The organism is Acetobacter sp. DsW_059 (genome assembly GCF_002153695.1).
Classification (GTDB): domain Bacteria; phylum Pseudomonadota; class Alphaproteobacteria; order Acetobacterales; family Acetobacteraceae; genus Acetobacter; species Acetobacter thailandicus.
Genome location: NZ_JOPI01000010.1, coordinates 12,796 through 37,351 on the forward strand (window position 1 = coordinate 12,796; position 24,556 = coordinate 37,351).

The following is a 24,556-nucleotide window of genomic DNA, read 5'->3' on the forward strand; positions in this document are numbered from 1 at the left end:
TTTTATCTAATCTAAGCACTGGGTATAATTGTGACAAATTCTAAAAAAGCTCCCTGCGTTCAGGACGAAGTACGTTCTACTGTCTCTCGTGCAACTTCTACCGATGCACATGTTGGTAAACGTATTCGCCTGCGTCGTACATTACTTGGGTTCTCGCAGGAAAAACTCGGTGAGCTTATAGGCATTACATTTCAGCAAATTCAAAAATATGAGCGAGGCACCAACCGCGTCGGTGCCTCACGCCTCTATGACATTGCCAGAGCACTGGAAGTCCCGATTACTTTCTTCTTTGAAGACCTTACCCCACCTCAGCATGCAACATCTTCAGCCCGGACATTTGGCTTTAGTGAAACACGATCACCTTTTCACAGAGAATATGCCAATGCTTCACCGAACAGGGGGGCTCCTGACCTTTTATCAAGCAAAGAAACGACTGATCTTATCAGGGCTTACTACAGTATTACGGATATAAAAGTTCGAAAAAACGTTCTCGAACTTATCCGCTCAATGAACAACTAACCAACATAAAAAAAAGCGGGGCACATTATTATGCCCCGCCATAATCTTCAGGCTCAGAAGCACAGATCAGAAAGAACTGTCACCCCAGTCACCGCCACCAAAATCATCACCACCGCCGGCATCCCAGCCGCCATCATCCGCCGGGCCGACATCAAAATTCGAATCGGCTGCTGTACCATTACCAGCAAACGGGTCAGAATTATCTCCATAGTAGTTATTGATAGTCTCGCTTTGTGGCATACCTGCACCAAACCCGGCACCACCCGCATCATGATGACCACTAAACAGACTGGTCAGAGCATTAGCCGCCAGCATACCACCAGCCACACCGGTTGCCGTTGTCAGGGCTGAACCAAGAAAACCTGTACCACTGCGCTGGAACATGCCAGGCTGCATACCATAAGGCATCTGCTGATACTGCGGGGGGGCAGCCTGATATTGTGGCGCGCCCCCAGCCGGGCGGCTGCCACCCCAGCCCGGAGGCGGAGCCCCCTGTGGCTGCTGCTGCTGAGCACCACGGCCACCGCCGAACAAGCCCCCCAGGAAACCACCACCTGATGATGGCTGCGATGACTGCTGCTGCGCCTGCTGTAAAGCCTGCTGAGCCTGCTGAAGCTGAAACTGAAGCTGCTGAATACGATTTTGCGCCTGAACCAGAGCCGCTTCCTGCACAACTGCCATCTGCGTGATGCGATAACGGGCTTCAGGATATTGCTGAAACTGCTGCCCGATAAACTGGTCTGCCTCAGGGTCAATAGCAGGCAGGGCGGGCTGTGTGTTTGGCACACTGCCAAAACCACCCTGCCCCTGGCCGCCTACCCGCGCGACAAATTTCGAAATCAGATCGCGTTCTTCGTTGTTCATTGCCTGCCTTCCTGCTTCTGATTACTTCGCCTGGCCCGAAGCGCCGTTACCTGACGCTCCATCTACTGCTTCTCCAGACGGTAAACTTACTTTCTGACCAAGATGTGGCGTACCACCCGGGCTCTTACAAGAAGTAACACACACACCAGACAAGTTAATTTCCTGCCCTTCCTGTCAGGTCGATACCACTGTATGGTGCAGCGCATATGCACAGGGGTTCTGCTTCTGCTGCTTTTTTCTGTTCTGACCTTATTTATTGCGGAGTTTCAGTCTGATATGGACCCGGTGTCTTCCCGGCCAGCTGAGCGGCCACTTTCTTTTCAGGATCTCATCCTGACTCTTCACCAGTTCTGGTCTCAGCAGGGATGCGCCATACTCCAGCCTTATGACCAGGAAATTGGTGCTGGCACACTCTCCCCGCACACGACTCTGCGGGCATTAGGCAACACACCATGGAAAGCAGCTTATGTGCAGCCATGCCGCCGCCCTTCTGACGGCCGCTATGGTGAAAACCCAAACCGGCTTCAGCATTACTACCAGTACCAGGTGCTGCTCAAACCCACACCTGAAGAAAGCCAGAAACTGCTGCTCGACAGCTACCGCGCTATTGGTATTGACCCTGACCTGCACGACATCCGCTTTGTTGAGGATGACTGGGAAAATCCGACCATCGGGGCCTGGGGTCTGGGCTGGGAAGTCTGGTGTGACGGAATGGAAGTCACACAATTCACTTATTTTCAGCAGGTCGGCGGTATTCCGGTTACGGTCCCCTCAACTGAGCTGACATATGGCCTTGAGCGTCTGGCTATGTATGTGCAGGGTATCGAGAACGTCTATGACCTCGATTATAACGGCACAGGCCTGACCTATGGCGATGTATTTTTGCGTGCTGAACGCGATTATTCACGTCACAATTTCGAGCTGGCTGATACTGACCTGCTTTTTCTTCACTTCGCTAATGCAGAAAAAGAAAGCGCAGCCCTGGCTGAAGCCGGCGTGGCCCAACCTGCCTATGACCAGTGCCTGAAAGCCAGTCACCTGTTTAACCTGCTCGATGCACGCGGTGTTATCAGCGTAAGCGAGCGTGCCTCTTACATTGGTCGCGTAAGAACTCTGGCAAAACTCTGCTGTGAAACATGGCTGGCCGGAGAGGATAAATAATTATGCCTGAATTACTGACAGAACTGTTTTCTGAAGAAATTCCAGCCCGTATGCAGGGGCAGGCCGGCGAAGCCTTTCACCGCCTGATGAGCGATATGCTCGCTCCGCTCGCACCACAGGACATAAAAATCTTCACCGGCCCGCGCCGTATTGCCCTGAGCTGCCAGATTAACACTCAGGTTCCTGGCCGGGTTATCTCCGAACGTGGCCCGCGCGAAACAGCACCGGAAAAAGCCCTCGAGGGCTTCACCCGCAAACATGGTGTCACCAAAGACCAGCTGACCCTGCAAAATGGTTTCTGGGTGCTTGAGCGCAACGAACCCCCGGTTGATGCTGCCACTCATATTGCAGCACAGCTACCCGACCTGTTGCGCCGCTTCCCCTGGCCACGCTCGATGCGCTGGGGCTCTGGCAGCAGCTTTACCTGGATCCGCCCTCTGCGCCGCCTGCTTTGCGTATTTGATGGCAAAGTCGTACCCTTCTCTCTGGCACAGGACAATGACAACGGTCATCACCTGAGCAGTGATGCCATTACCGAAGGCCACCGCTTTATGGCCCCGGGCCCGGTAAGCGTCAGCAACACGGCAGAATGGCTTGATGCGCTGCGAAGCCGCTTTGTTATTCCTGAAGCCTCTGAGCGCCGCACACTCATCAGTGAAGGGCTTGAGCGCCTCGCCACTGAAAAAAACCTGACCCTGGTGCCTGATGCCGGTCTGGTCGATGAAGTCTCAGGCCTGGTGGAATGGCCGGTGCCTTTTCTGGGGCAGATCGACGACCAGTTTATGGACCTGCCCGCTGAGGTGATGCAGGTGTCAATGCGCATCAACCAGCGCTATTTCGCCCTGAGAGGCGCTGACGGCAAAGCCGCTCCCTGGTTTGGCTTTATTGCTAACATTGCCCCCACCGATGATGGCTCACTGGTAGTTGCCGGTAATGAGCGCGTCCTGCGGGCCCGCTTTGCCGATGCGCGTCATTTCTGGGATCTGGACCGCAGGAAAACCCTCGCAAGCCGACTGCCTGCACTGGATAACATTACCTTCCACGCAAAGCTTGGTTCACAGGGTGAACGCACACAGCGTATGATGCGTCTGGCCGGGCTGATTGCTGACATGACCGGAGCAGACAAATCTGCAGCCATACGTGCCGCAGAGCTGAGCAAAACAGACCTGACAACGGGCATGGTTGGCGAGTTCCCCGAACTTCAGGGCATTATGGGGGGGTATTATGCCCGCCATGACGGCGAAAATGATGCTGTCGCCCAGGCCATAACCGAGCAGTATCAGCCACGTGGCCCAGGCGACGATGTACCGACAGCACCAGTGTCTGTTGTTGCTGGCCTGGCAGATCGTTTTGACATGCTGACGGCCTTTTTTGCAGCTGGCGAAAAACCATCAGGCTCGGGCGATCCGTTTGGTCTGCGTCGTGCAGCGCTGGGCATTATCCGCCTGATTCGTGAAAACGGGCTGCGCCTCGACCTGGCGAAGATCTTCACCCTCGCCGCTGAAGCCCTGCCCGCTGATCTGCAAAATGCGCCTGACCTCGATTTGCTGCCGCAGTTTATTGCTGAGCGTCTGCGCGTACAGCTACGCTCTGAAGGGGCACGTTACGACTGCCTGGCGGCGATTTCGACCGGTAACACCGACACGGATATTGTGCGCCTTCTGATGCGTGCACAAGCCCTGCAGGACATGCTGGAAACAGAAGATGGTAAAAACCTGCTGGCTGCCACACGTCGCGCTGCCAATATTCTGCGCATTGAAAACAAAAAAGATGGTCCGCACGAAAAAACACCGCAGACCACGCTTTATGCTCAGGCTGAAGAACGCGCACTGGCAGACGCACTGGATAAAGTTGAACCTGCAGTTGAGGCTACCTTTGCCAGGGAACATTTTGCCGATGCGATGAAAGAAGCAGCCAGCCTGCGTGGCCCGCTCGACAGTTTCTTTGAAGAGGTCACGGTCAACGCACCTGAACCAGACTTAAGGCTGAACCGCCTTTATCTGCTGGCACGTCTGGAGCGTATGATGCGTCTTATTGCTGACTTCAGTCAGATCGAAGGGTAACTCCTTCACGATGCTGGCCTGTTACACACGTAACAGGCCAGCATAACGCCACATTATAAGGTGGCCATAACTTTCAGACCCAATAACGCTGCATCGGGAATTCTGGATGTTTCGCCCGGGCGAAACATATATTCAAACACAGGCTGAGCTACGAGACCCGGTATAACCGGAATACCGTAATAGACCTCAAGTGTTGCAGTATGGGTCTGCGGGCCATTTACAAAAGCTCCCATAGACATACCCGCATCACGACGCAGTCTCTGCCCTTCTGACAATCTGTTACTCAGTTTATAGTAAGAATACATCACACCAAAGCGATCAAATGGCCGGTAAGGAATAATACCGAGCAAAGATGCACCCACATAAACCTGGTCAGAAAACACCGAAACGCTGGGTGTATTATGAATATACCCGGCCATCAGATAGCCACCTGCCATCTGATGATTACCCTGTTTACGGTAAATCATCTGATCAGCTTCAATATAAAACGTATCGCGCGGCCTCGGTTTTAACACTTTCATACTGTTACGCAGCGCAGGTGGAAGAGTGCCAATCAGATCAGCATAAGGGCTGGTGTCGTGCGCAAAGCCAACCTTATAATGGCCGGGTAGTTTTCTGCGCCCAAAAAACGGCTGCCAGGTCAGCTCGACTGGCAGCATAACGCCCGTACCGTGCTCTGCCCCCCAGGCCCAGCCACTAGGGTTCTCCGCAAGAGGAGAAGACTGATACACGCCGGTAATCAGCACCAGGTCACGCGCTGGCCTGACACGAACAGTGCCACCCCAGGTCGCTTTTGGATAAACACTCCAGCCCTGTTGTGACTTAATACCAACAGGGGCAGAGCACTGAATAATAAAGGTGCACAGCAACACAGATGTTGCATAAGTATGCGTAAGCGTTATACGGCCGGCGTGAACATTCACCCGATTATGAAAAAACGTTTTCTCAAGATACATATCGGCCAGATGCGCGGCAACACTGCCTGAAAGGCTATACACCTCAGACAGCAAAATACGATGTTCGCCGACATAGTCATAAGAAACCTGACGGCCTGCCCGCTCAAGCATAACGGCATTAAAATACCAGCCACTCAGGTCAAACAGCTTACCCAAATCAAGCCGGGTAATCAGCGTAATTTCATGTGCATAATCCATACCACGGCGCACCCCGCCGGCAACATTGGCTATTCCCTCCCCTTTATAAGAAAGCTGGAGAGAGATGCCTTTATTCTCAAGCCATTTTCGTGGCCCATCGAGCTGTGGCACAAGATGACCAAAAGTCTGTGCCGGCACATAATATCCCGCCGAGACATCACTGACACGCAACGCATCGACTGAGCTGTTCAGAAGTGCCGAAATACTCTCAGTCTTAAACAGGCTTTCAAGCGTTGGCGATGTCACCTGCACAGATGTGACTTTAGCCTTATTTGCAGGTGAGTGTCCCGGATCAACACGAGCCTGCTCAGTTACCGGCTGCGCAATATGTGAAGAAGCAGGAGTATCCTGAGCACAGGCTGGGTACGCTGCCACACAACACACTGCACTCACGACAAACCACACCAGACAGCACCTGCCTCTGATAACAACAGTCCGGGCTGATATAATGAGGAACGATACGACGAAACAAAGCAACAGGCGCAGTCCCTCGGGAACCGCGACCGTAAGGTGCAGGTTATAAGTCATAAGAAAGATCCGTCTGCTTTATAGATTTTTTATTTTTGAGTCAGAACGAAAAAATCTTTTATTATAATTCAAAGCATTAGGCCAGTCACAAGAGCGTATTCCGGTTTCAAAAATACAAACTGCTCCTGAGGTCATAAAAAAAGGCCGCCTCTCCTGCTGGAGAAACGGCCGTAAAAAACGTCTGCTCTGAAAGCGCACAGGGAAGCACCCTGGCGCTCAGATGAGGTTTTTAGTGCGAAAGCACCATATCTGCATTTTCGCGCTCTTTGCGATTACGCGCTTCGAGCATTTGCGTATGGCGGTGCGCTTCAGGAGAAATGCTCAGGCACAGTGTCAGCACTGCTGCAATGAAATACAGACCAACAAAAGTCCAGATCACACCCTCAAGACCCATGCCAAACGTTGCTTCACATATAGCCACGACTGCAGGACCGAACCATGTGCTGGCACCAGCACCCAGACCCAGAATAGACAGAGCGGCAGCTTTCTCTTTCGGGCAGATCAGCGGCATCAGGCCAGACATTGGGACGAACGCAGCAACCGTACCGCCATAGATAAAGCCTGCCAGCATAGCCAGCGGGAAGTTACCCGGATACCAGATGGGAACATAGTAAAACATCGGAATGGTAAGGCAGCAGCCCAGACCACCACCAACAGCCACAACGAAGCGATGCCCCAGACGGTCAGCGATCATACCGGCAACAAGGTTGAAAAGGATGTTGCCCAGGAAGATCACAGACAAAAGGTCAAGCCACTGCCCCTGTGAGAAATGGAGTTCATCAACAAAGAAGGCCGGCATAATAGCCAGAAACGCATATTCTGAAGACGTGTTAATAGTACGGATAACACCAGCAACAAGCGTTTTTGGCTCACGCCACATGATGCTGATTGAGCCAAAGAAAATAGCTTTTTTATCAGCATGTGCCGGTGCCAGACGTTTGCTGCCTGTTGGCTCACGCACAAAGAGCAGAGCAACCAGACCACCCAGAATAACCAGCCCGAGAGAACACCAGAATGTTGCCAGCTCACCAATCGCAGGGATGGTATAGCGCGCAAACTGCGAACCAAGAGTAGGCAGACCGGCAGAGAACGAGAACCAGAACCAGCCGGCAGCCGAACCCAGCATACGTGCGGGCGTTGCAGCAGCGATCCAGACCAGGAAGCCATAAGCAAACAACGGATAAGCAAAACCACGCAGCGTATAAAACAGCAGCGTCATAGTCAGATTATCAGGACCAAGGCCAAATGTAAGGAAACCGACCTCCAGCACAGCCCACAGCAGCAAACCAGCCCACATTGTGCGGCGTGGCCCGAACAGGTCAGATAATGGCCCTGACAACCAGGCAGAGATCATAACAGTCACACCATAGGTGGTGAACATCAGGTTCACATCACCCTGGGTATGACCATGGTGGAGCATATATGTATCAAGATACCCTGCTTCTACACCGTCACCGACCATAAAAAGCAGCAGGCCCACAAAGCCAAAGAAAAGAGGCTGAGGAATACCGAGAAGGCCAGCAAGCCCGCGCCGCTGACCGGAGGACGTCTCTGACAAGACACAATCTCCCTAACATCTGGACAGCAGCCCACAGAGCATAAAAAACCCTGAAAAAACGGGATAAGGACTGCGTCATGCATGATCCCTACGAGAGCGCTTGGGATCATTTGGACAGGCGCGCGAACGAGGCTTCGCACGCAACGAAAATATAGACATATATAAGGTGATGCCTGAAACAGTACTACCAGAGAATTGCCATATTTTCAACCGTATATTTTTTCATTTTGTCAATATTGATTTACAAATAAAAATAAAATATTCAGATCATATTCTCATATTTTACTTTTATTTTAAAAAACCATACAAAATAATTCATAAGAAAAATCAAATTTTTTCAGAAAATGTTATTTTTTTATAAAGATATATTTATTTTGTTTTTTTTATTATTTTATAAGAGGGTATCTTTTGCCCTCCTTTCAACCGGCTGTATCCCGCAGTATTCTGCGCTTTTAAAATAATCAGGCTAACAAAAATCTGCCTGCCGCTTTTTACCTGCAGCCAAACACATAAAGCATTTTCATTTTGAAACAGAAAAGTGACAGAATACCTGATTCTGCATGCTATATTAAAAACAGAGTCCCGCCTGAATTACAGCACATATACTGACCGTATTTTATAGTTTCTGCAGACGTAATTATAAAATTATCTGCATGGCTTTTTCCAGGACCAGTTTTCTCAGTCTGTATCCGATCAAAACTTTAAGGGAAAAGGTATGTCCGCAATCCACATCGCAGCAAGCTTCATCCTCTATCCAAAACATCAGACCCCGGGACAAAACACCAACGGTTCACGGCGCAGCCTTTGCAGTATAGATTGTGAAGCATGCGAACATATGGATAAAATGAAGCAGAAATCCCAAAAACCTTTTGCGGAATAAAAAATGATTGAACGGTCATTCGAGCTGGTTTTGGTAGGATATTACCTATCTCGCTTCACTCAAAGAGAAACTGGCAAACCTCCACAATTTTTGCATTGTGACACCTGGCAGCAGGCATATGATATTTTCTATGAACAATTGAATGGCGGCCGTGACAGAGACGCTTTTAAAAACTCACTAAAAAATACCCGGGACCACTTTGATGCATACTTCGATAACGGCCGTGAGGGATGGAAAGACGCAACCGGCACTCCGCGAGGCCTCAGTCAAATTTCACAAAGCATCTATAGCGACTTTTCACATAAATCCGAAAATGAAATCCACTCACTAATTATTGCTCTTATTGAGGGTGCGAGTACAGTGCCTACGCCAACGGCTTTTTACGCAACCGAGGGAAAACGCAAAGTTGTAATAAGCTCCGTTCCGGAACGAAAACCCAAATTACGAGCGGAAGCTATCAGAATACACGGTGCAGCATGCCAGGCTTGTGGCTTTGACTTCAGCAAGACATACGGTGCTTGGGGCGCCGGATTTGCAGAAGTTCACCATTCTATCCCCTTGGCTGAATATGGAACACGGGACACGGATCCAAATAAAGATTTAACTGTTCTCTGCGCAAATTGCCATCGAATGGTTCACCGAGAACCTAGACGTGTTTTATCCCTCGCAGAGTTACGCTTAATACTTATGCAAGGTTAGCTCTGCCAGGCTCAGGACCTGTTAATTTATTGAACTGAGCAAGAGATTGTGTTTCACAGGCTTACCGATGAAGGATGAGCCCGTAAGTGACGTATTTTTACTGCCTGAGGGCCAGATGAAGCGGATTAAGCGATTTTTTCCTCTGGCGTAATGCTGAGGGTGAGTGAAGCATCAGGAGTGAAAAACTTTTGTCGGTTTTGTAAAATGTAAAACCCGAACTGTAAAACCATCTTTAAAAACGTGAGAAAACTGCCGTTTTTACATCAAAGGTATGTCCGCGGCGGGATTCGAACCCACGGCCCCAGGATTCATACCACTTCGGTTTTCACCGCCACCTGCAGCGCAGATGTTCGTGGTCTGGACTGTCCCTTTGCCCTGGGTATGGCTACCTTTAGGCACCGCCCATCCAGTCTCTACACCTTCCGCTCTCCATACAGAGAACGGCTTGGCTCGGGATTGGCACGGTCGTAGCAGACCGGAGCGTTCCCCGAATTTGAGCGGATACACCATGCAGTTTCCCGACATGGCGCCCAATTGCATTAGGAATCCTGTGCTCTATCCTGCTGAGCTACGCGGACATACTAGCCCTCTTTTATACTGCAACACTCACACAGAGCAAGTGCAGAAATTGAAGAGAAACAACACCTCAGAATGTAATATCCCCACGCAGATAGTAAAAGCCACCATTAATACCAAGCTGAGATGTGCTCATATAATACTGCGGCACACCCAGGTAACGATTACCGTCAGGAACACGGCGCGGCATGACATTAAAGAGGTTGTTTCCACCAATCGTCAAAGCCAGATGCGGCGTTGCACGATAGGTAACTTCCATATTCGTAATAAACTTTGGTATGTTCTGAAACTGTTTGTACACAGTATTCGACAGCGAGTTTGTGTACCCTGCACCACCATAATACGTAACCTGCGACGTAACCTGCCCATAACGTATTTCATGCAGGCCGACCGTCCATTTACCGCTGGTCAGGCGTCCGCCGAAAATAATCTTACTTCTGGGATAAGCTGTGGTCATATACGCTACACTCTGCGCATTAAGCAAAGGCAGGCCATTAGCCCCCATCGTCTGATGCGAAAGGCGGGTACGGTTAAAATTCATCGCCACATCCCAGTCAATACGACCAATGTCACCAAGACGGGTCATGTAAGTCGCTGTCAGGTCAAGGCCCTGCGTGCGGGTGCTTGCAACGTTTGCAAACCAGTTGGCAGAAATAGAATGCTCAGACCATGAATGATAATCTGACGGCAGGGTAAAACCATTCATCTGCAATGCACTGGCAGCCTGCTCCCCATACACCTGGCCGCCTGGCATGATCTGATCGCGCAGATTGATCTGATACACATCCACCGTCACATGCAGCCTGCGTACAGGCTCAAGCAAAATACCACCGCTGATATTTGTTGAACGCTCAGGTTTCAGCTGGCTGGCACCATTAGCCAGAGCCCCCGGTGAGCTTGATGCAATCAGACCACGTGCCGCAGTCGGAGAAACGGGCAGTGAGCTATAGTGCATCTGCGCCAGGGTAGGCGCATGAAAACCATTAGAAATTGTTGCTCTGAAGGACAGACGTGACGATACATCATAGCGCATGGCGACTTTACCCGTCTGGGTATCACCCACATCAGTGTAATGCTCATAACGGCCGGCAAGATCGACCTGCCAGTGCTTTGTCAGATGAGTAGAAATATCAAGGTAACCAGCGACAACATCACGACTGTAATTGCCGGCATTACCCTTATTGGTGCCAGAAAGTGCATCTGACCCGCTGCCTGCTGTTGAGTCAGGCGAGCCGGTGCCAATCGAATAACTCTCATAACGATAGGCCGTGCCAGCCGCTACGTTAACGGAATGTGGCCAGCCAGAGAAACGAAACTGACGCGAAACATCGAAACTACTGCTCCACTGAGAGTCATTAAAACCCTGAACCTGATTAAACTTCGTGGGGGTGAGCCCCTCTGTTTTCTCAAGGTAGGTATTAGCTGAATTTTTCAGTCCGATATTATCGTAATCGCGCCCGTAAACGGTTGAGAGATCCCAGTTCCAGCCATAAAAAACGCCTTTAACGCCGGCTGTCAGCCCGAAGTCATTTTCATCAAGCGTTTCAAGGGGTGAATATCCCCATGGATAAATAGCCTGATACCCCGGATACCCGCTGAGCGATGAAGGCAGGCGGTAATTCTGATATGATTCAGCGTGCCTGTGCGCATAGGTCGCTGTAGCATACGCCTGTATGGTGTCCGTAATATTATAACCGGCATTTACCGCTATACTGCCACGGGTCTGCTCTGGCTGACCAAGCACATGATTGATCTTACGACCAACACGGGCATCCGGGGCACTGCGATATGTATGATCTGTATGAAAATAATCACCGCTCAGATGCACGAAGCCCCGCGAACCGAGCTTCATGCCGCCATCCATATAAACGCCTTGCTGAAACCCGTCACCCGCAGCCGTAATGCCGGTTATAGACTGCGCGTGAAAACCATGATCCTGTTTTTTGAGAATGATATTCACCACACCGGCTACAGCATCTGACCCATACTGTGCTGAAGCACCGTCACGCAGCACCTCGACATGATCAATCGCCGCCATGGGAATCATATCAATGTCGACCGGGGTTGAGCCTTGCTGTGGCCCCGGATTAGCATAAATATTAGCCGTTGTGTGGCGGCGCTTACCATCAACCAGCACCAGCGTCTCATTTGGGTTTAACCCGCGCAGACTGATCGAATCTGTCAGTGCACCCGTATCAAACCCTGCTGTAGGCACAGTCAGTGACGGAAGAAGCTGTGCCAGAGCATCACGCAAAGTCGGCTGCCCCGTCTGACTCAGCTGTTTAGCTGTTACCACATCGATGGGTGATAAACTCTGGCGGGCTTTGCGCCCTGTTTCACGGGTGCCAGTAACAATAACACTCTCTTCGCTCGTGCTTTCTGTTTCAGCCTGATACGGCGCTGCCACTGAAGCAGATTTGACTGTTACACCCTTAACAGGCGGATGTGATGTTTTCTTTTTTACAGTGTGTGCCGCACCTGCCGCAGCATGCCTGACATTGACAGACTGCGCCTGTGCAAAACCTGCCTCAGAACAAAAAACAAGCGCCAGAGAAGCAAGACTAAAATGCACTTTCTTATTTTGTACTAATTTAGTTTTACCATAAAAATCAATGTTTCTCATATGAACGCCCAATAAAAACAGCCAACACATGTGAAATAATGACAGATATCGTTCAAAAAAGAACGCATGGTTTTTGTACAACATGCATGTTTCGTCACACTGTTGTACGAATAACGCAATCGTACAATCGTTACGATATCAATACAATCTATTTTTTAGCTAAAAAGACCCGTGTTCTCAGCGGCGTCTGGCAGCCTGAGCCGCCCTCGCGGCCAGTGTAGCGACATAACGCTTACACAGCAGCTGGTCAGGTGCTCCGGTCTGCTTACAGGCAAGTTCAAGAGCCTGCGTCTCTCTCAAAGCCTCAGCCAGAGCTGGCAATGACCAGACATCAAGCGAACGGTTGAAGTCAGCAGTACGTTTAAAAAATACCGGCGGGCGCAGCAGCTTTAATGCATCAGCCCGGTTTGCACCCTCTCTGATTGCCGCCTGTACACGCTGCAAACGATGTAAATGACTTAAAAAAGCCCTTGCCAGAGAAACACAGTTTGTCCCCTCAGCCAGAGCCCGCTCTGTCGCAAGGTCGGCTTCTGCACGCCGTCCTGTTGTCGCAGCAAAAGCAGCATCCTCAGCCGATACGCTGGCTGCATCACCAATACAGGCCTGAATATCATGCAGGGTAAGCTTACCTGTATCAGCTGCATAAAGTGCAAGTTTTTCAACTTCGCTGCGTGCCGCTACACGGTCAGCACTCAACTGCCCTGTCAGCCAGTGCAGGGCATCACGGTCAATGTTGATTTTATGCTGCGCCAGAATGCGCGTAATAGTTGCCTCAAGCGAACGCCCCTCCTCAGGGTAACAGCCAAGGCTCGCACAGTCAGGGTGCTTTTCAATAAGAGCTCTGAGACGCGAACGTGAAGGCAGGCCTGGTGCCTCCAGAACAACCAGCGTGTCAGTTTTCATCTCAAGCAGGGCCGTCACAGCCTTCAGTAACGTGTCACCGGCTTCACGCACGCGAACAACCCGCCGCCCCCCCATAAGAGAGAGCGCAGCAGCCTCTTCCTCCAGCCTGTCATGCACAGATTTATCAAGCACAGCAACCAGAAACGGATCATCAACACTACCGGCAACCTGGCGTGTGGCATTCTGCGCATGTTCATAAATCATACCGGTATCTTCACCGTGCAGCAAAATCACACGCCATGCGCCTGGATTTTGCGTAACACGGGAGAGAGAACGTGCATCAATCTTCAAACTGAACGTCTTTCCGGTACAATAACACTCTCAGATATCATAGTTACTGGCTATTGCCATTGGTTGGTGAACGCCCTGTTGCCATGTTCGGGATAGCATCAGCACCTGCCTCCTCCTGCGGGTCGCCCTGATCCGAATTATTAGGCATTGTATTGACCAGAGGATAATAGGTTTTTGGTCCCTGCTGAGAAGCACCCTGAGCAGGTTTTGTCTGCGTACGAAACCATATTGCAACCTGCTGGGTAATCTGATCACCCAGAGCCTGCGCTACGCGTCCCAGGGCTGTTTCATTATTCATAGTCTGAGCAAAATACTGCTCATAAACAGTGGTATAACCATCGAGTGATGTCGCATCACCCTGAGCCAGCAAAACCGGATGCTCAGCAACCGTCATAAGCTGCCAGTGCGCATGCGCGTTGATACGCGTGCGCCCTGAGGTATTATCCGCATGGATATCAATCGCCTCCTCTCCGAAATATGGCGAAACATACAGCGTATAACCATCAGGGGCCTCAGGGCCGGCTCCTGCCATATTCTGCTGCAGGGCCAGACGAAGCTGCTGACCCGTACGCTCAGGAATATTCGCAACGTAAACACGCTTCAGCTCAGCGCTGACATCTGCCGCCCCTTTCTGGCTTTGCTCCCCATATAACGGCTGAAAACCACACCCGTTAAGGGAAAAAGTCATGCCGGACAGAGCCAGCGCGGAGCAAAAGAGACGGAGATTACGCATTAGCCTGCCGTTACAAAATTGACGATACGATTAGGAACATGCACCCGCTTAACAATACGCTTGCCCTCAAGCAGACGAGCCACATTAGGCTCTGCTTCAGCACGGGCAATCACATCATCTTTATTTTCATCAGGAGCAGCCTCAATCGTGCCACGCAGTTTGCCCATAATCTGCACAGCAATAGTCACCTGCTTTGCTGTCAGCAGCTCCGGGTCGGCTTCCGGCCAGGGCTGAGTTGCCACAACCGGACTGCCAGGCTCAAGCTGAGCAAACATTTCTTCTGCAAGATGCGGCATCATAGGTGCAGACAGGAAACACAGCACACGAGCGGCTTCGCGGCGGGCATAGGCCATACCAGGCAGATCAGCGGCTTTTTCAGCATCAGCCAGAGCTGACGTCAGCTCATGAATACGCGCCACAGCGACGTTAATCACGAATCCTTCAAGCGCTTCTGTTACCGCCGCAACCGTACGGTGTGTCACACGGCGCAGATCATCAGCCTGTGCAGCAATTTCAGCCGGAATATCAGCCTGTACCGGAACAGTCTGCGCCACTGTGCTGACAATGCGGAAAAGACGCTGAGCAAAGCGTGCAGCCCCGGCCACACCGGCTTCAGTCCATTCCATATCCCGCTCAGGCGGGCTGTCAGACAGCACAAACCAGCGTGCCGTATCTGCCCCAAAGCGCTCAATAATGGCTGAAGGAGCCACGGTATTACGCTTTGATTTTGACATCTTCTCAACACGGCCAACCGTTACAGGCTCACCGGTCTCGCTTTTCACTGCACCCTGCCCTGTGATCTCAACCTCTTCAGGATAGAGCCAGTGGCCTGAAGCATCCTTATAACTTGCATGACTGACCATGCCCTGAGTGAACAGCCCTGCAAAAGGTTCGCTCAGATTCAGATGCCCTGTTTCTTTCATGGCACGCGTAAAGAAGCGGGCATAAAGCAGATGCAGAATAGCATGCTCAATGCCACCAATATACTGATCAACTGCCAGCCAGCCATCTGCTGCACTGCGCACAGTCGGGGCCTCAGCATGAGGGGCTGTAAAGCGGGCAAAATACCACGAACTGTCTACAAATGTATCGAACGTATCCGTCTCGCGCGTGGCAGGGCTACCGCAGTGCGGGCAGTCAACATGCTTCCATGTCGGGTGATGATCCAGCGGGTTGCCAGGCTTATCAAAGGAGACATCCTCAGGCAGTCTGACCGGCAGCTGAGCATCTGGCACAGGTACGGCACCACAGCTTTCACAATGAATAACAGGTATAGGGCAGCCCCAGTAACGCTGGCGGGAGATACCCCAGTCGCGCAGGCGCCAGTTCACCACACCTTTACCAACGCCCATACCTTCAAGGCGGGCTATCGCTTCACGGCGGGCATCCTGCGTACTCAGCCCGTCAAGAAAGCCTGAATTAATCATTGTGCCATCGCCGGTAAAGGCATGAGCCGCAATACTAAAATCAGCCTGGTCTTTACCTGCTGGCAGCACAACGGGCACAACAGGCAGGTTATATTTATGAGCAAAGTCAAGGTCGCGCTGATCGCCTGACGGGCAGCCAAACAACGCACCGGTGCCATAATCGGTCAGTACAAAGTTGGCGATCCAGACCGGAAAATCTTTATCCAGAAACGGGTGTTTAACCCGCAGACCCGTATCAATACCGCGTTTTTCAGCTGTTTCAACAGCTTCTGCTGATGTGCCGAGACTGTGACATTCTGCAATAAAGGCCGCAGCATCCGTATTACTCTGTGCCACCCATGTTGCCAGCGGATGATCGGGCGCAATTGCAAGGAAAGACATCCCAAACAATGTGTCAGGCCGGGTTGTGAATACCTCAACTGCATTCAGGTTGGTGTCGAGACCGGCAGGAGGCGCATGCAGAGCAAACGTCACACGCGCGCCCTCCGAACGACCAATCCAGCGCTCCTGCATAGTGCGCACACGCTCAGGCCAGCGATCAAGAGTTTGCAGCTCGCTGAGCAGGTCATCGGCAAAATCGGTAATTTTAAGGAACCACTGTGACAGCTGTTTTTTCTCAACAGGAGCACCTGAACGCCAGCCCTTGCCATCAACTACCTGCTCATTTGCCAGAACAGTCTGATCAATCGGGTCCCAGTTCACCCAGCTTTCGCGACGGTCAACAAGGCCAGCTTTCATAAAATCAAGAAACAGCTTCTGCTGCTTCCCGTAATATTCAGGCAGGCAGGTTGCAATTTCCCGGTCCCAGTTCAGCGAAAAGCCAAGACGCTGAAGAGTCGTGCGCATAGTCGCAATATTTTTCAGCGTCCATTCCTGCGGGTGTACACCGCGCTCACGCGCTGCATTTTCAGCCGGCAGACCAAAAGCATCCCAGCCCATAGGGTGCAAAACCGCATATCCTCTGGCGCGTTTATAGCGTGCCACCACATCGCCAAGAGCGTAATTGCGCACATGCCCCATATGGAGCTGCCCTGACGGATACGGGAACATCTCCAGAACATAATATTTAGGTTTATCGGCCGGAGGGGTATCCGGCACGCTGAAAACATCACCGCTGTTCCAGACCTGTTGCCAGTGTGGTTCAACCGTTTCAAAATTATAGGAGATGGCAGAAGAAGCCTGAAGGTCAGATTTGCTGGCGGACTGTGTCATGGAACTCGTACAGATTATCAGAGAAAAAAAGAGAACGACCTGAGCCGTTAGTTATCGTTATTACCGTTATTTGCGCGCAGTTTACGGGCACGCGCGAGAATACGCGCAGCAATATCTGACGCTGTATTGCCGGCAGCAGGTGTATCAACCCACTGACCATCCTGCTTAATCTGTCGGAAAACTGACAAACGCAGCGCATCAGAGCGAAGGCGGCGATCAAGAATAAACGCCGTAATTTTAAAACGCTCATCCTGAGTTGCAGGCGGCGTGTACCAGTCTGTCAGAATAAGACCACCCTGTGCATCGGCCGTAGCAATAGGCATGAAAGAGAGCGTATCAAGTGAGGCGCGCCACAGATACGCATTCACACCACCTGCCCTGAGCGTATCTTCCCCCCCCGATGCACCACGGTCTTCCATCGCAAGGTGACTGCGTGGTGACGCAAGGTCACTGGCATTTTTAGGTGAATCTGAGCAGGCCGGCAATGTAGCCAGAGCCAGAAAAGAGGATGCGAGCACCCATGATGAGGCTCTGCGCGGGCTCAGAAAAGCACGACCTGAAACAAGTGAACTGGGCATGAGACGACGGGGCATTGTGTTAATACGGCTCCTTCGGCGCGAGGCGTCGATAGTTCAGGGCCTGCCCTGTAGAATGAAGCAGGCACCGGTTTATGATCACAAGCATAGGCTCATAATGCCTTTCTTACCGTGTCGGAGCAGTCCCGCCAAGCATATGATGCAGTAAGACTGGCCAGGGACAGGATTTTTTCACGGCTGAGAGACAGGTATACACGCTATGCTACGGCGATGCAGAGCCGCACAGACTGAACTAATCTGCGCTGCTGGCACACCAACAAAACGCACACGCCACACAGCAGAGCCGGAGAGACGCTCAATGCGCGTGGCGCTGCCTGCAAGAGCGGGGGCACAGCGACGCGCAAGGTTACTCACAGCCACAGCCCGCTCCTGCGTTGAAAAAGCACCTGCCTGCACAATGCCTGACTCTGAGCTGACAGCAGCCCAGCTGGCCGAAGACGATACAGCCCGGGTCACTGCGACCGGAACTTCAGCTGACGTATACCCGCCTTTAACCGGAGCGGGCGGTGGTGGCGTATCATCTGGCAATGCCGACGCTACGCCGTAGGCACTCTGAGACGAAGTGCGGGCTGATGCTGTATCTGACACCACCTGCACCGGCATAACCGGCGCCGCAGGAAAAGACAGCGAGGCAGGCTTTAACATAGCCGGGATAGGGTCATTCAGATGAGGTTTAATGGATGCCATGTAATGCCGGGCATAATCAGGCAGAGAGCTGCCCCGTGACCGGTGATTCTCTGCACATTGTGGCCCGCAGTTATAAGCCGCCAGAAAAAGTGGAGAACCAAACCGGTCTGATAATTCACGAATATAGCCGCTGCCTGCCATAATATTATCATGCGGGTCGTACGGGTCAGAGCCAAGGTGATAACGCCGTGCCAGCTCATGATAAGTATCAGGCTTAATCTGCATCAGTCCCACAGCACCATGCACTGAGCGAATTTTACGCCCGTGCAGATACTGATGACCACCCGACTCCTGCTGCATAACAGCTCTTATCCATGATGGAGGAACAGAGAATCGCTGTGACGCATCAAGAATATACCCGTTCCAGTGATCAACTGCAGACCCGGCTGAGGAACCAGAGGAAGTATTATACTCTGATGTCGTGCTGCGATGCCCCGCACAGGCCGAGAGTAAAGCCAGCGACACAAAGCATAGCAGCCGGGATATACCTTTTTTACTACAAAAAAAGTCCGGCAGTTGTGGAGGAGCTGGCATGCAGAGTTTCAGCGCCCGTTATCCTGCAATACGCGTGCTCCAAGCGCTTCAAGTGCTGTACGCAAAGGCCCCTCCTCCATATCCGGCAGTTCATAACGTGGCGGCGGCCGCAGGGAACATTCAGGGAGCGCCGCAGAACGAGGCTTTTCTGGCTGGGTATCCTGCACAAAACGCAAACGCGATACCAGTGACTGCCCACACCAGGTATTAATACGCGATATCAGACTATCACTCATATACTGCAACTCCATCGCGACAGGCCCTGCGCAGGAAATAACCAGTGTACCTGCCGTAAGACGCTGCGGCCTGGTACGTGCAGCATATGCCGGACCAATAATATCAGCCCAGTCCGTTATCAGACGCATATTTAAAGAAGAATGACGACGCAAAACAGGCTCTGTCACTGCGGGCAAAAGCGCTGCAAGGCTACGCGCTTTAAATGCCCGCCTTACAGGCTGATCAGCTTTTGGCTCGGCATACCGGCGCGAAGACGTTTTTGTAAAACGTACGGCTTTGGTCTTGTCGGCAGAACTGTCCTTCGTCATAACACTCTCCGTGCAAATACCATCCGCTTATGCCCTCCTTGACTGGTACGACCGTCACCGGCGCACCCTCCCCTGGCGTTCTGGCCCTGGTCAGAGTGCTGACCCTTATCATGTCTGGCTGAGCGAGATTATGCTGCAACAGACAACCGTCAAGGCGGTTATACCCTATTACCTGCGTTTTCTAGAAAAATTTCCTACTGTTGAAGCCCTGGCCGCAGCGGAGCGTGATGATGTGCTGGCCGCCTGGGCCGGACTTGGCTATTACTCACGTGCTCGCAACCTGCATGCCTGTGCCGCTGCTGTTGTAGCGCTCGGGGGTTTCCCAGACACCACTGAGGAGCTGCTGAAACTGCCCGGGGTGGGATCCTATACCGCGGCAGCCATAGCAGCCATAGCATTTAATGTGCCGGTAGTACCGGTAGACGGAAATGTTGAACGCATAACCTCCCGTCTGTTCGCTGTAGAATCCCCCCTGCCAGGAGCGAGAAAAGAGCTCACCCGCCTGGCACGCGAACTCAACAATGCACAGGAAGCGCAGCAACGCCCCTCTGATTTTGCACAGGCCTTGTTTGACCTCGGTGCCTCTCTGTGCTCACCCCGCTCACCAGCCTGTGGCCTGTGCCCCTGGCAACCGCACTGCGAGGGACAGCGTACAGGCCTGGCTCCGTCCCTGCCCCGGCGTGCTGCCAAAAAAGACAAACCTGTGCGCTATGGTGTGCATTTTCTCGTGCTCGATAATGCTGGCAATATATTACTACGCAAACGCCCTGAGACCGGATTACTTGCCGCAATGACCGAGCTGCCTGGCACAGACTGGCTGACAACCCCCTGGACCTGGCCTGAAGCTGCCAGGCATGCCCCCCTGAATACCGGGTGGAAAAAAAGTGATGACGTACAACATGTTTTCACACACTTCACGCTACATCTTCATGTTTATGCCACACATATAGACAAATTTTCCAACTCGTCCTTAAAGTCAGGGTTTCTGGCACAAAAAAACATGCTTGCTGATGTATCATTGCCATCTGTGATGATGAAATGTATCAGATCCGGGTTAAAAGTTCTCTCACCATAAGTGACATCAGATAACAACCGACACGCGATGTGTCATGCCGTCACAGTCAGGAGGGTTTTATGGTTTTTCACTATATTCCATCACGCCGCACGCATGACCATGCAGACGCGTCTCCCCGGAAACCAGGAATTTTGCTCCTCAACCTGGGAACACCCGAAGATACAGATTATCGATCTGTACGCCGTTATCTTTCAGAATTCCTCTCTGACCGCAGAGTTATTGAAGCCTCTCCTGTCGTATGGAAGCCCATTTTGCAGGGTGTAGTACTGACTGTACGACCAGGAAAAAGCGGTAAAGCCTATAAACGCATATGGGATAAAGAAACCAATGAAAGCCCGCTGCGCCGCTATACGCGCGATCAGGCTGAGGCTCTTGCCAGACGTTTTGAGGCCGATAATGTGCCGGTAGTGTGGGCTATGCGTTATGGCACACCGTCTGTCGCTCAGGGGTTAAAAACCCTGCTTGAGCAAGGGTGTGATCGTATTCTGGCTGTGCCGCTTTATCCACAATACAGTGCAACCACGACAGCCACCGCGAACGATCAGTTTTTTCGTGCACTTATGCGCCTGCGCAATCAGCCTGCGATAAGAACGCTGCCCGCCTTCGCAGACCACCCGACCTATATAAAAGCCCTGGCTGACTCTGTGCGGGATACAATAAGCAAACAGACTGAAGCCCCGCAAATGGTTGTGGCGTCTTTTCATGGTCTGCCCAAAGCCTATATCAACAAAGGCGACAGCTATCTGACTGACTGCATACGCACAATGACAGCCCTGCGCGAAGAACTGGGTATGACCGAAGACATGCTGCCAATGACGTTTCAGTCACGCTTTGGGCCGGCCAAATGGCTGGAACCTGCCACGGCCAGTTTTATTGAGGAACTTCCTGCCAGAGGTATTAAAAATATTGCTGTTATTACACCAGGTTTCATAACTGACTGCATCGAAACCCTGGATGAAATTGGCAATGAAGTATGTGAAGAATTTATGGCTAAAGGTGGAGAGCAGTTTACGCTCATCCCCTGTCTCAACGATAGTCCTGCCTGTATTACCTTACTTGAAGAACTTACCAGGCAGGAGCTGCAAGGCTGGCTTTAAAAATACTTTCACACTATTTGGACAAAAACAGCCTGCCTTTTTCAGGCAGGCTAAATCAGACAAACGTGAAACTCTTATACATTATAAAAAAGATTAATAACTATATTTCCGGCCTGTCAGTTTTATCAGGATACAGACAGTCATTCGCCGCAACGCAACGCCAGCATTCCGGCTTGCGTGCTTTACACACATAACGCCCCTGCAAAATAAGCCAGTGATGAGAGTCACGAATCATCCGGGTCGGAATAACTTTTTCAAGCTTCTTCTCAACAGCCTCTACGGTTTTTCCACGCCCAAGCCCTGTACGGTTAGCCAGACGAAAAACGTGAGTATCAACCGGCACAGTTGGCTGATGAAATAAAACACTCAGAATAACATTAGCTGTTTTGCGGCCTACACCGGCAAGAGCCTCAAGGTCATCACGCGTGTCAGGCACCTCTCCCCCGTGGCGCTCAACCAGCTGACGTGAAAGCTCAACAATATTCCTGGCCTTATTACGCCACAGCCCGATAGTGCGAATATAAGCTCCGGCTTCCTCTTCACTCAGCTGCATCATCACCTGCGGGGTCGGGGCAGCTGCAAACAAGGCAGGAGTCACTTTATTAACGGAAGCATCGGTTGCCTGAGCGGAAAGAACCACTGCGACCAGCAAAGTAAAGGGAGTAGTATAATGAAGCTCAGTCTGCGCATCTGGCCAGGCCCCCTCCAGGTCTTTTAAAAAAACCAGTCGCTCCTCAGCCGTCATATCACGCGGAGCCTGCCCGGCCTGTGGTTTGCTTTTTACCACTTTCATTTTACGGGCACTCACAGCAGAAATTTCCTTATTCGCAGAAACTGCACGCTTACGGGGAGAGGAAGGAGATCGGGCCATACCCTCTTTCTATCGTGCTCTGTCACAAAGTGCCATCATGTGTTGCTTTGTTTGCTAAAAATACTTTTTCTGGTTAGAATTTATATTCATTATGCTCTGACACGCCCCTGCTGTGCGTGACCATTACCTCGGAATTTTGTCATGAATACCCCCTCTTCTGCGGATAATAAAACCGCAGGGAAGCAAAGTCTGTTTGTCGATGTCCTGAAATTTGTCATGCGGCGCTGGCTGGATTTTCCCTGGCCACTCTGGGTCACTGTCATCGGCATTATGTTTGCAACTGTACTTGATGTGCTGATGCCCGTTCTTGCCGGACGTCTGGTCTCTGACGTCGCGCAGCCTGCGGCACAATCCTCCCTCACCCATGATGCTTTATGGATGCTGGTTGCTATGGCAGGTTGCGGCATAGGTAATGTGCTGGGCAAACGTGCGGCCTATCTGGGCATTACCCACCTGACAACACGCGTTATGCAGAAAATTGTTATTGAAGCCTTTGCGCATGTGCAAAGGCTTTCAACCGAGTGGCATGCTAACAGCTTTGCGGGTTCGACTGTCAGAAAACTGACACGCGGCATGTGGGCCGTGGATATGCTGAATGACACGCTGCTGCTTATGCTTATTCCTGAAGCTGTACTGCTGATCATGACAACACTTGTGCTTGCCTGGCACTGGCTGTTTATGGGTGTTGTGCTGGGAGTGATTGCCGCCCTTTTTATTGCTTCATCGTGCCTGCTGACACTCAATTATGTTGCCCCCTCTGCCCGTACAGCCAACCAGTGTGACAGTCGCGTGGGTGCTGCTCTGGCAGATGCCATGACCTGCAATGCTGTTGTTAAAGCCTTTGGCGCAGAAACACGTGAGGAAACACGCCTGGAGACAGCTGTTGCAGAATGGAAAAACGCCACATGCCAGACATGGGTACGTGGTACAAACAGCGCCGGCATTCAGAATCTTCTTGTCACCTTAATGCGTATTGCACTGGCAGGCGCCTCTGTCTGGCTATGGCTGACAAGCCGGGCCGGGCCGGGTGACGTAGCTTATATTCTGACCATGACGTTTCTGGTGCAGGGATATCTGCGCGATATCGGGCAACAGGTTTCCGTTGTTCAGCGTTCAGTCAATGAGATGGAAGAACTGCTTATGCTGTGGCGTATGCCACCTTCAGTGCAGGACGCCCCACACGCTCTGCCCTTTAAAGCAAAGGCTGGTAAAATTGAATTTGAGCACGTCAGATTTCTTTATGCAGCACAGAAAAAAGAAATTTTTTCTGATCTCTCCGTCACGATTGCGGCCGGAAGTCGTGTCGGGCTTGTTGGCCCGTCCGGCTCTGGAAAGTCAACTTTTACCCGTTTACTGCAAAGGTTATACGAACCCGATAGCGGACGTATTCTGATTGATGGAATTGATATTACCACAGTGCAGCAATCAACCCTGCGCGCAGAAATTGCGATTGTTCCGCAGGAGCCTATGCTGTTTCACCGCACTCTGGCAGAAAATATTGCCTATGGCCGCCCTGATGCAACACAGGCTGAAATTGAAGAGGCAGCCCGCCTGGCCAATGCCTCTGACTTCATTGCCCGCCTGCCTGATGGTTATAATACTCTCGTTGGGGAGCGTGGTGTTAAACTCTCAGGCGGCGAACGCCAGCGTGTCGCCATTGCCAGGGCTTTTCTGGTCAATACACCTGTGCTGATTATGGATGAAGCCACAGCCAGCCTTGATTCCCGCTCTGAAGTTCTGGTGCAGGAGGCCATGCACAGGCTTATGCAGGGGCGCACTGTTGTGGTCATTGCACACCGCCTCTCTACCGTTGTGGATCTGGATCGTATTCTGGTGTTTGAGCATGGTCATATCGTTGAAGATGGCAGCCACGCTCAGCTAATTCAGCAGGAAAACGGGCTATACCGCCGCCTGTATGAACTCCAGTCCCTGGAAGTGGACCAGCAATAACAAAAACGAT

The 24,556-nt window shown here is 51.6% G+C and carries 18 protein-coding genes; 7 read left to right on the forward strand and 11 right to left on the reverse strand.

Annotation, left to right across the window (positions count from 1 at the left end):
• The first annotated feature begins 30 nt into the window (after positions 1-30).
• Positions 31-519, forward strand: a complete 489-nt coding sequence (locus tag HK25_RS02410) for a helix-turn-helix domain-containing protein (protein ID WP_086554274.1) — start codon at positions 31-33, stop codon at positions 517-519.
• A gap of 66 nt (positions 520-585) precedes the next feature.
• Here the strand turns inward: HK25_RS02410 and HK25_RS02415 are convergent, their stop codons facing one another.
• The gene (locus HK25_RS02415) at positions 586-1,383 is read right to left on the reverse strand and encodes a DUF2076 domain-containing protein (protein WP_086635181.1); all 798 of its coding nucleotides are present in this window, start codon (positions 1,381-1,383) and stop codon (positions 586-588) included.
• A 276-nt stretch (positions 1,384-1,659) separates the two neighbouring features.
• Between HK25_RS02415 and HK25_RS02420 the strand changes: the two genes are divergently transcribed.
• Positions 1,660-2,544: a glycine--tRNA ligase subunit alpha gene (locus HK25_RS02420; RefSeq protein ID WP_086554321.1), complete on the forward strand. Its 885-nt coding sequence runs from the start codon at positions 1,660-1,662 to the stop codon at positions 2,542-2,544.
• A 2-nt stretch (positions 2,545-2,546) separates the two neighbouring features.
• Positions 2,547-4,607 (forward strand): glycine--tRNA ligase subunit beta, encoded by a 2,061-nt coding sequence (glyS, locus tag HK25_RS02425; protein WP_086635182.1) that lies wholly within the window; start codon positions 2,547-2,549, stop codon positions 4,605-4,607.
• 53 nt (positions 4,608-4,660) lie between these two features.
• Here the strand turns inward: glyS and HK25_RS02430 are convergent, their stop codons facing one another.
• Both HK25_RS02430 and HK25_RS02435 read right to left on the reverse strand, forming a co-directional pair.
• Positions 4,661-6,289, reverse strand: coding sequence for a carbohydrate porin (locus HK25_RS02430; protein ID WP_086554277.1), 1,629 nt, complete (start codon positions 6,287-6,289; stop codon positions 4,661-4,663).
• A 229-nt stretch (positions 6,290-6,518) separates the two neighbouring features.
• Positions 6,519-7,847 carry an MFS transporter gene (locus HK25_RS02435; protein ID WP_086554279.1) on the reverse strand — a complete coding sequence of 443 codons (1,329 nt, stop codon included), beginning with the start codon at positions 7,845-7,847 and terminating at the stop codon, positions 6,519-6,521.
• An 883-nt stretch (positions 7,848-8,730) separates the two neighbouring features.
• On the opposite strand from HK25_RS02435, the gene HK25_RS02445 reads away from it, so the two are divergent.
• Positions 8,731-9,426 carry an HNH endonuclease gene (locus HK25_RS02445; protein WP_086635184.1) on the forward strand — a complete coding sequence of 232 codons (696 nt, stop codon included), beginning with the start codon at positions 8,731-8,733 and terminating at the stop codon, positions 9,424-9,426.
• A gap of 646 nt (positions 9,427-10,072) precedes the next feature.
• Here HK25_RS02445 and HK25_RS02455 read toward each other — a convergent pair.
• The 7 genes from HK25_RS02455 to HK25_RS02485 all read right to left on the reverse strand — a co-directional run bounded on the left by HK25_RS02455 (position 10,073) and on the right by HK25_RS02485 (position 19,553).
• On the reverse strand, positions 10,073-12,625 hold the full coding sequence (locus tag HK25_RS02455; protein ID WP_233127606.1) for a TonB-dependent siderophore receptor: 2,553 nt from the start codon (positions 12,623-12,625) through the stop codon (positions 10,073-10,075).
• A gap of 177 nt (positions 12,626-12,802) precedes the next feature.
• Positions 12,803-13,819 carry a DNA polymerase III subunit delta gene (gene holA / locus HK25_RS02460; RefSeq protein WP_086635186.1) on the reverse strand — a complete coding sequence of 339 codons (1,017 nt, stop codon included), beginning with the start codon at positions 13,817-13,819 and terminating at the stop codon, positions 12,803-12,805.
• Positions 13,820-13,862: 43 nt separating this feature from the next.
• The gene (locus tag HK25_RS02465; protein WP_233127608.1) at positions 13,863-14,507 is read right to left on the reverse strand and encodes an LPS assembly lipoprotein LptE; all 645 of its coding nucleotides are present in this window, start codon (positions 14,505-14,507) and stop codon (positions 13,863-13,865) included.
• A 44-nt stretch (positions 14,508-14,551) separates the two neighbouring features.
• Complete coding sequence (leuS, locus tag HK25_RS02470; protein WP_086635188.1) at positions 14,552-17,191, reverse strand: leucine--tRNA ligase; 2,640 nt, start codon at positions 17,189-17,191, stop codon at positions 14,552-14,554.
• Between the two features lie 47 nt (positions 17,192-17,238).
• Complete coding sequence (locus HK25_RS02475; protein WP_086554284.1) at positions 17,239-17,784, reverse strand: DUF3576 domain-containing protein; 546 nt, start codon at positions 17,782-17,784, stop codon at positions 17,239-17,241.
• Positions 17,785-17,958: 174 nt separating this feature from the next.
• Positions 17,959-19,008 (reverse strand): lytic transglycosylase domain-containing protein, encoded by a 1,050-nt coding sequence (locus tag HK25_RS02480; protein ID WP_086635189.1) that lies wholly within the window; start codon positions 19,006-19,008, stop codon positions 17,959-17,961.
• Between the two features lie 8 nt (positions 19,009-19,016).
• A complete protein-coding gene (locus HK25_RS02485; RefSeq protein ID WP_086635190.1) occupies positions 19,017-19,553 on the reverse strand; it encodes a DciA family protein in 537 nt (178 codons plus the stop codon).
• Between the two features lie 10 nt (positions 19,554-19,563).
• Between HK25_RS02485 and mutY the strand changes: the two genes are divergently transcribed.
• Both mutY and hemH read left to right on the forward strand, forming a co-directional pair.
• Complete coding sequence (gene mutY, locus HK25_RS02490) at positions 19,564-20,628, forward strand: A/G-specific adenine glycosylase (RefSeq protein WP_086635191.1); 1,065 nt, start codon at positions 19,564-19,566, stop codon at positions 20,626-20,628.
• 59 nt (positions 20,629-20,687) lie between these two features.
• On the forward strand, positions 20,688-21,725 hold the full coding sequence (gene hemH, locus HK25_RS02495; RefSeq protein WP_086554288.1) for a ferrochelatase: 1,038 nt from the start codon (positions 20,688-20,690) through the stop codon (positions 21,723-21,725).
• 100 nt (positions 21,726-21,825) lie between these two features.
• On the opposite strand, the gene nth is transcribed toward hemH, so the two are convergent.
• Positions 21,826-22,518, reverse strand: a complete 693-nt coding sequence (gene nth, locus HK25_RS02500) for an endonuclease III (RefSeq protein WP_369822919.1) — start codon at positions 22,516-22,518, stop codon at positions 21,826-21,828.
• A gap of 219 nt (positions 22,519-22,737) precedes the next feature.
• On the opposite strand from nth, the gene HK25_RS02505 reads away from it, so the two are divergent.
• Complete coding sequence (locus tag HK25_RS02505; protein WP_086635192.1) at positions 22,738-24,546, forward strand: ABC transporter ATP-binding protein; 1,809 nt, start codon at positions 22,738-22,740, stop codon at positions 24,544-24,546.
• Positions 24,547-24,556 lie beyond the last annotated feature (10 nt).

Bases quoted from the DNA above. Each gene is read 5' to 3' on its own strand.
- glyS (WP_086635182.1), top strand. From the start codon at position 2,547: ATGCCTGAATTACTGACAGAACTGTTTTCTGAAGAAATTCCAGCCCGT.
- HK25_RS02465 (WP_233127608.1), bottom strand. From the start codon at position 14,507: ATGACTTTTTCCCTTAACGGGTGTGGTTTTCAGCCGTTATATGGGGAG.
- leuS (WP_086635188.1), bottom strand. From the start codon at position 17,191: ATGACACAGTCCGCCAGCAAATCTGACCTTCAGGCTTCTTCTGCCATC.
- HK25_RS02505 (WP_086635192.1), top strand. From the start codon at position 22,738: ATGAATACCCCCTCTTCTGCGGATAATAAAACCGCAGGGAAGCAAAGT.
- HK25_RS02420 (WP_086554321.1), top strand. From the start codon at position 1,660: ATGGACCCGGTGTCTTCCCGGCCAGCTGAGCGGCCACTTTCTTTTCAG.
- HK25_RS02445 (WP_086635184.1), top strand. From the start codon at position 8,731: ATGATTGAACGGTCATTCGAGCTGGTTTTGGTAGGATATTACCTATCT.
- HK25_RS02480 (WP_086635189.1), bottom strand. From the start codon at position 19,008: ATGCCAGCTCCTCCACAACTGCCGGACTTTTTTTGTAGTAAAAAAGGT.
- nth (WP_369822919.1), bottom strand. From the start codon at position 22,518: ATGAAAGTGGTAAAAAGCAAACCACAGGCCGGGCAGGCTCCGCGTGAT.
- HK25_RS02455 (WP_233127606.1), bottom strand. From the start codon at position 12,625: ATGAGAAACATTGATTTTTATGGTAAAACTAAATTAGTACAAAATAAG.
- HK25_RS02415 (WP_086635181.1), bottom strand. From the start codon at position 1,383: ATGAACAACGAAGAACGCGATCTGATTTCGAAATTTGTCGCGCGGGTA.
- HK25_RS02475 (WP_086554284.1), bottom strand. From the start codon at position 17,784: ATGCCCCGTCGTCTCATGCCCAGTTCACTTGTTTCAGGTCGTGCTTTT.
- hemH (WP_086554288.1), top strand. From the start codon at position 20,688: ATGGTTTTTCACTATATTCCATCACGCCGCACGCATGACCATGCAGAC.
- HK25_RS02430 (WP_086554277.1), bottom strand. From the start codon at position 6,289: ATGACTTATAACCTGCACCTTACGGTCGCGGTTCCCGAGGGACTGCGC.
- HK25_RS02485 (WP_086635190.1), bottom strand. From the start codon at position 19,553: ATGACGAAGGACAGTTCTGCCGACAAGACCAAAGCCGTACGTTTTACA.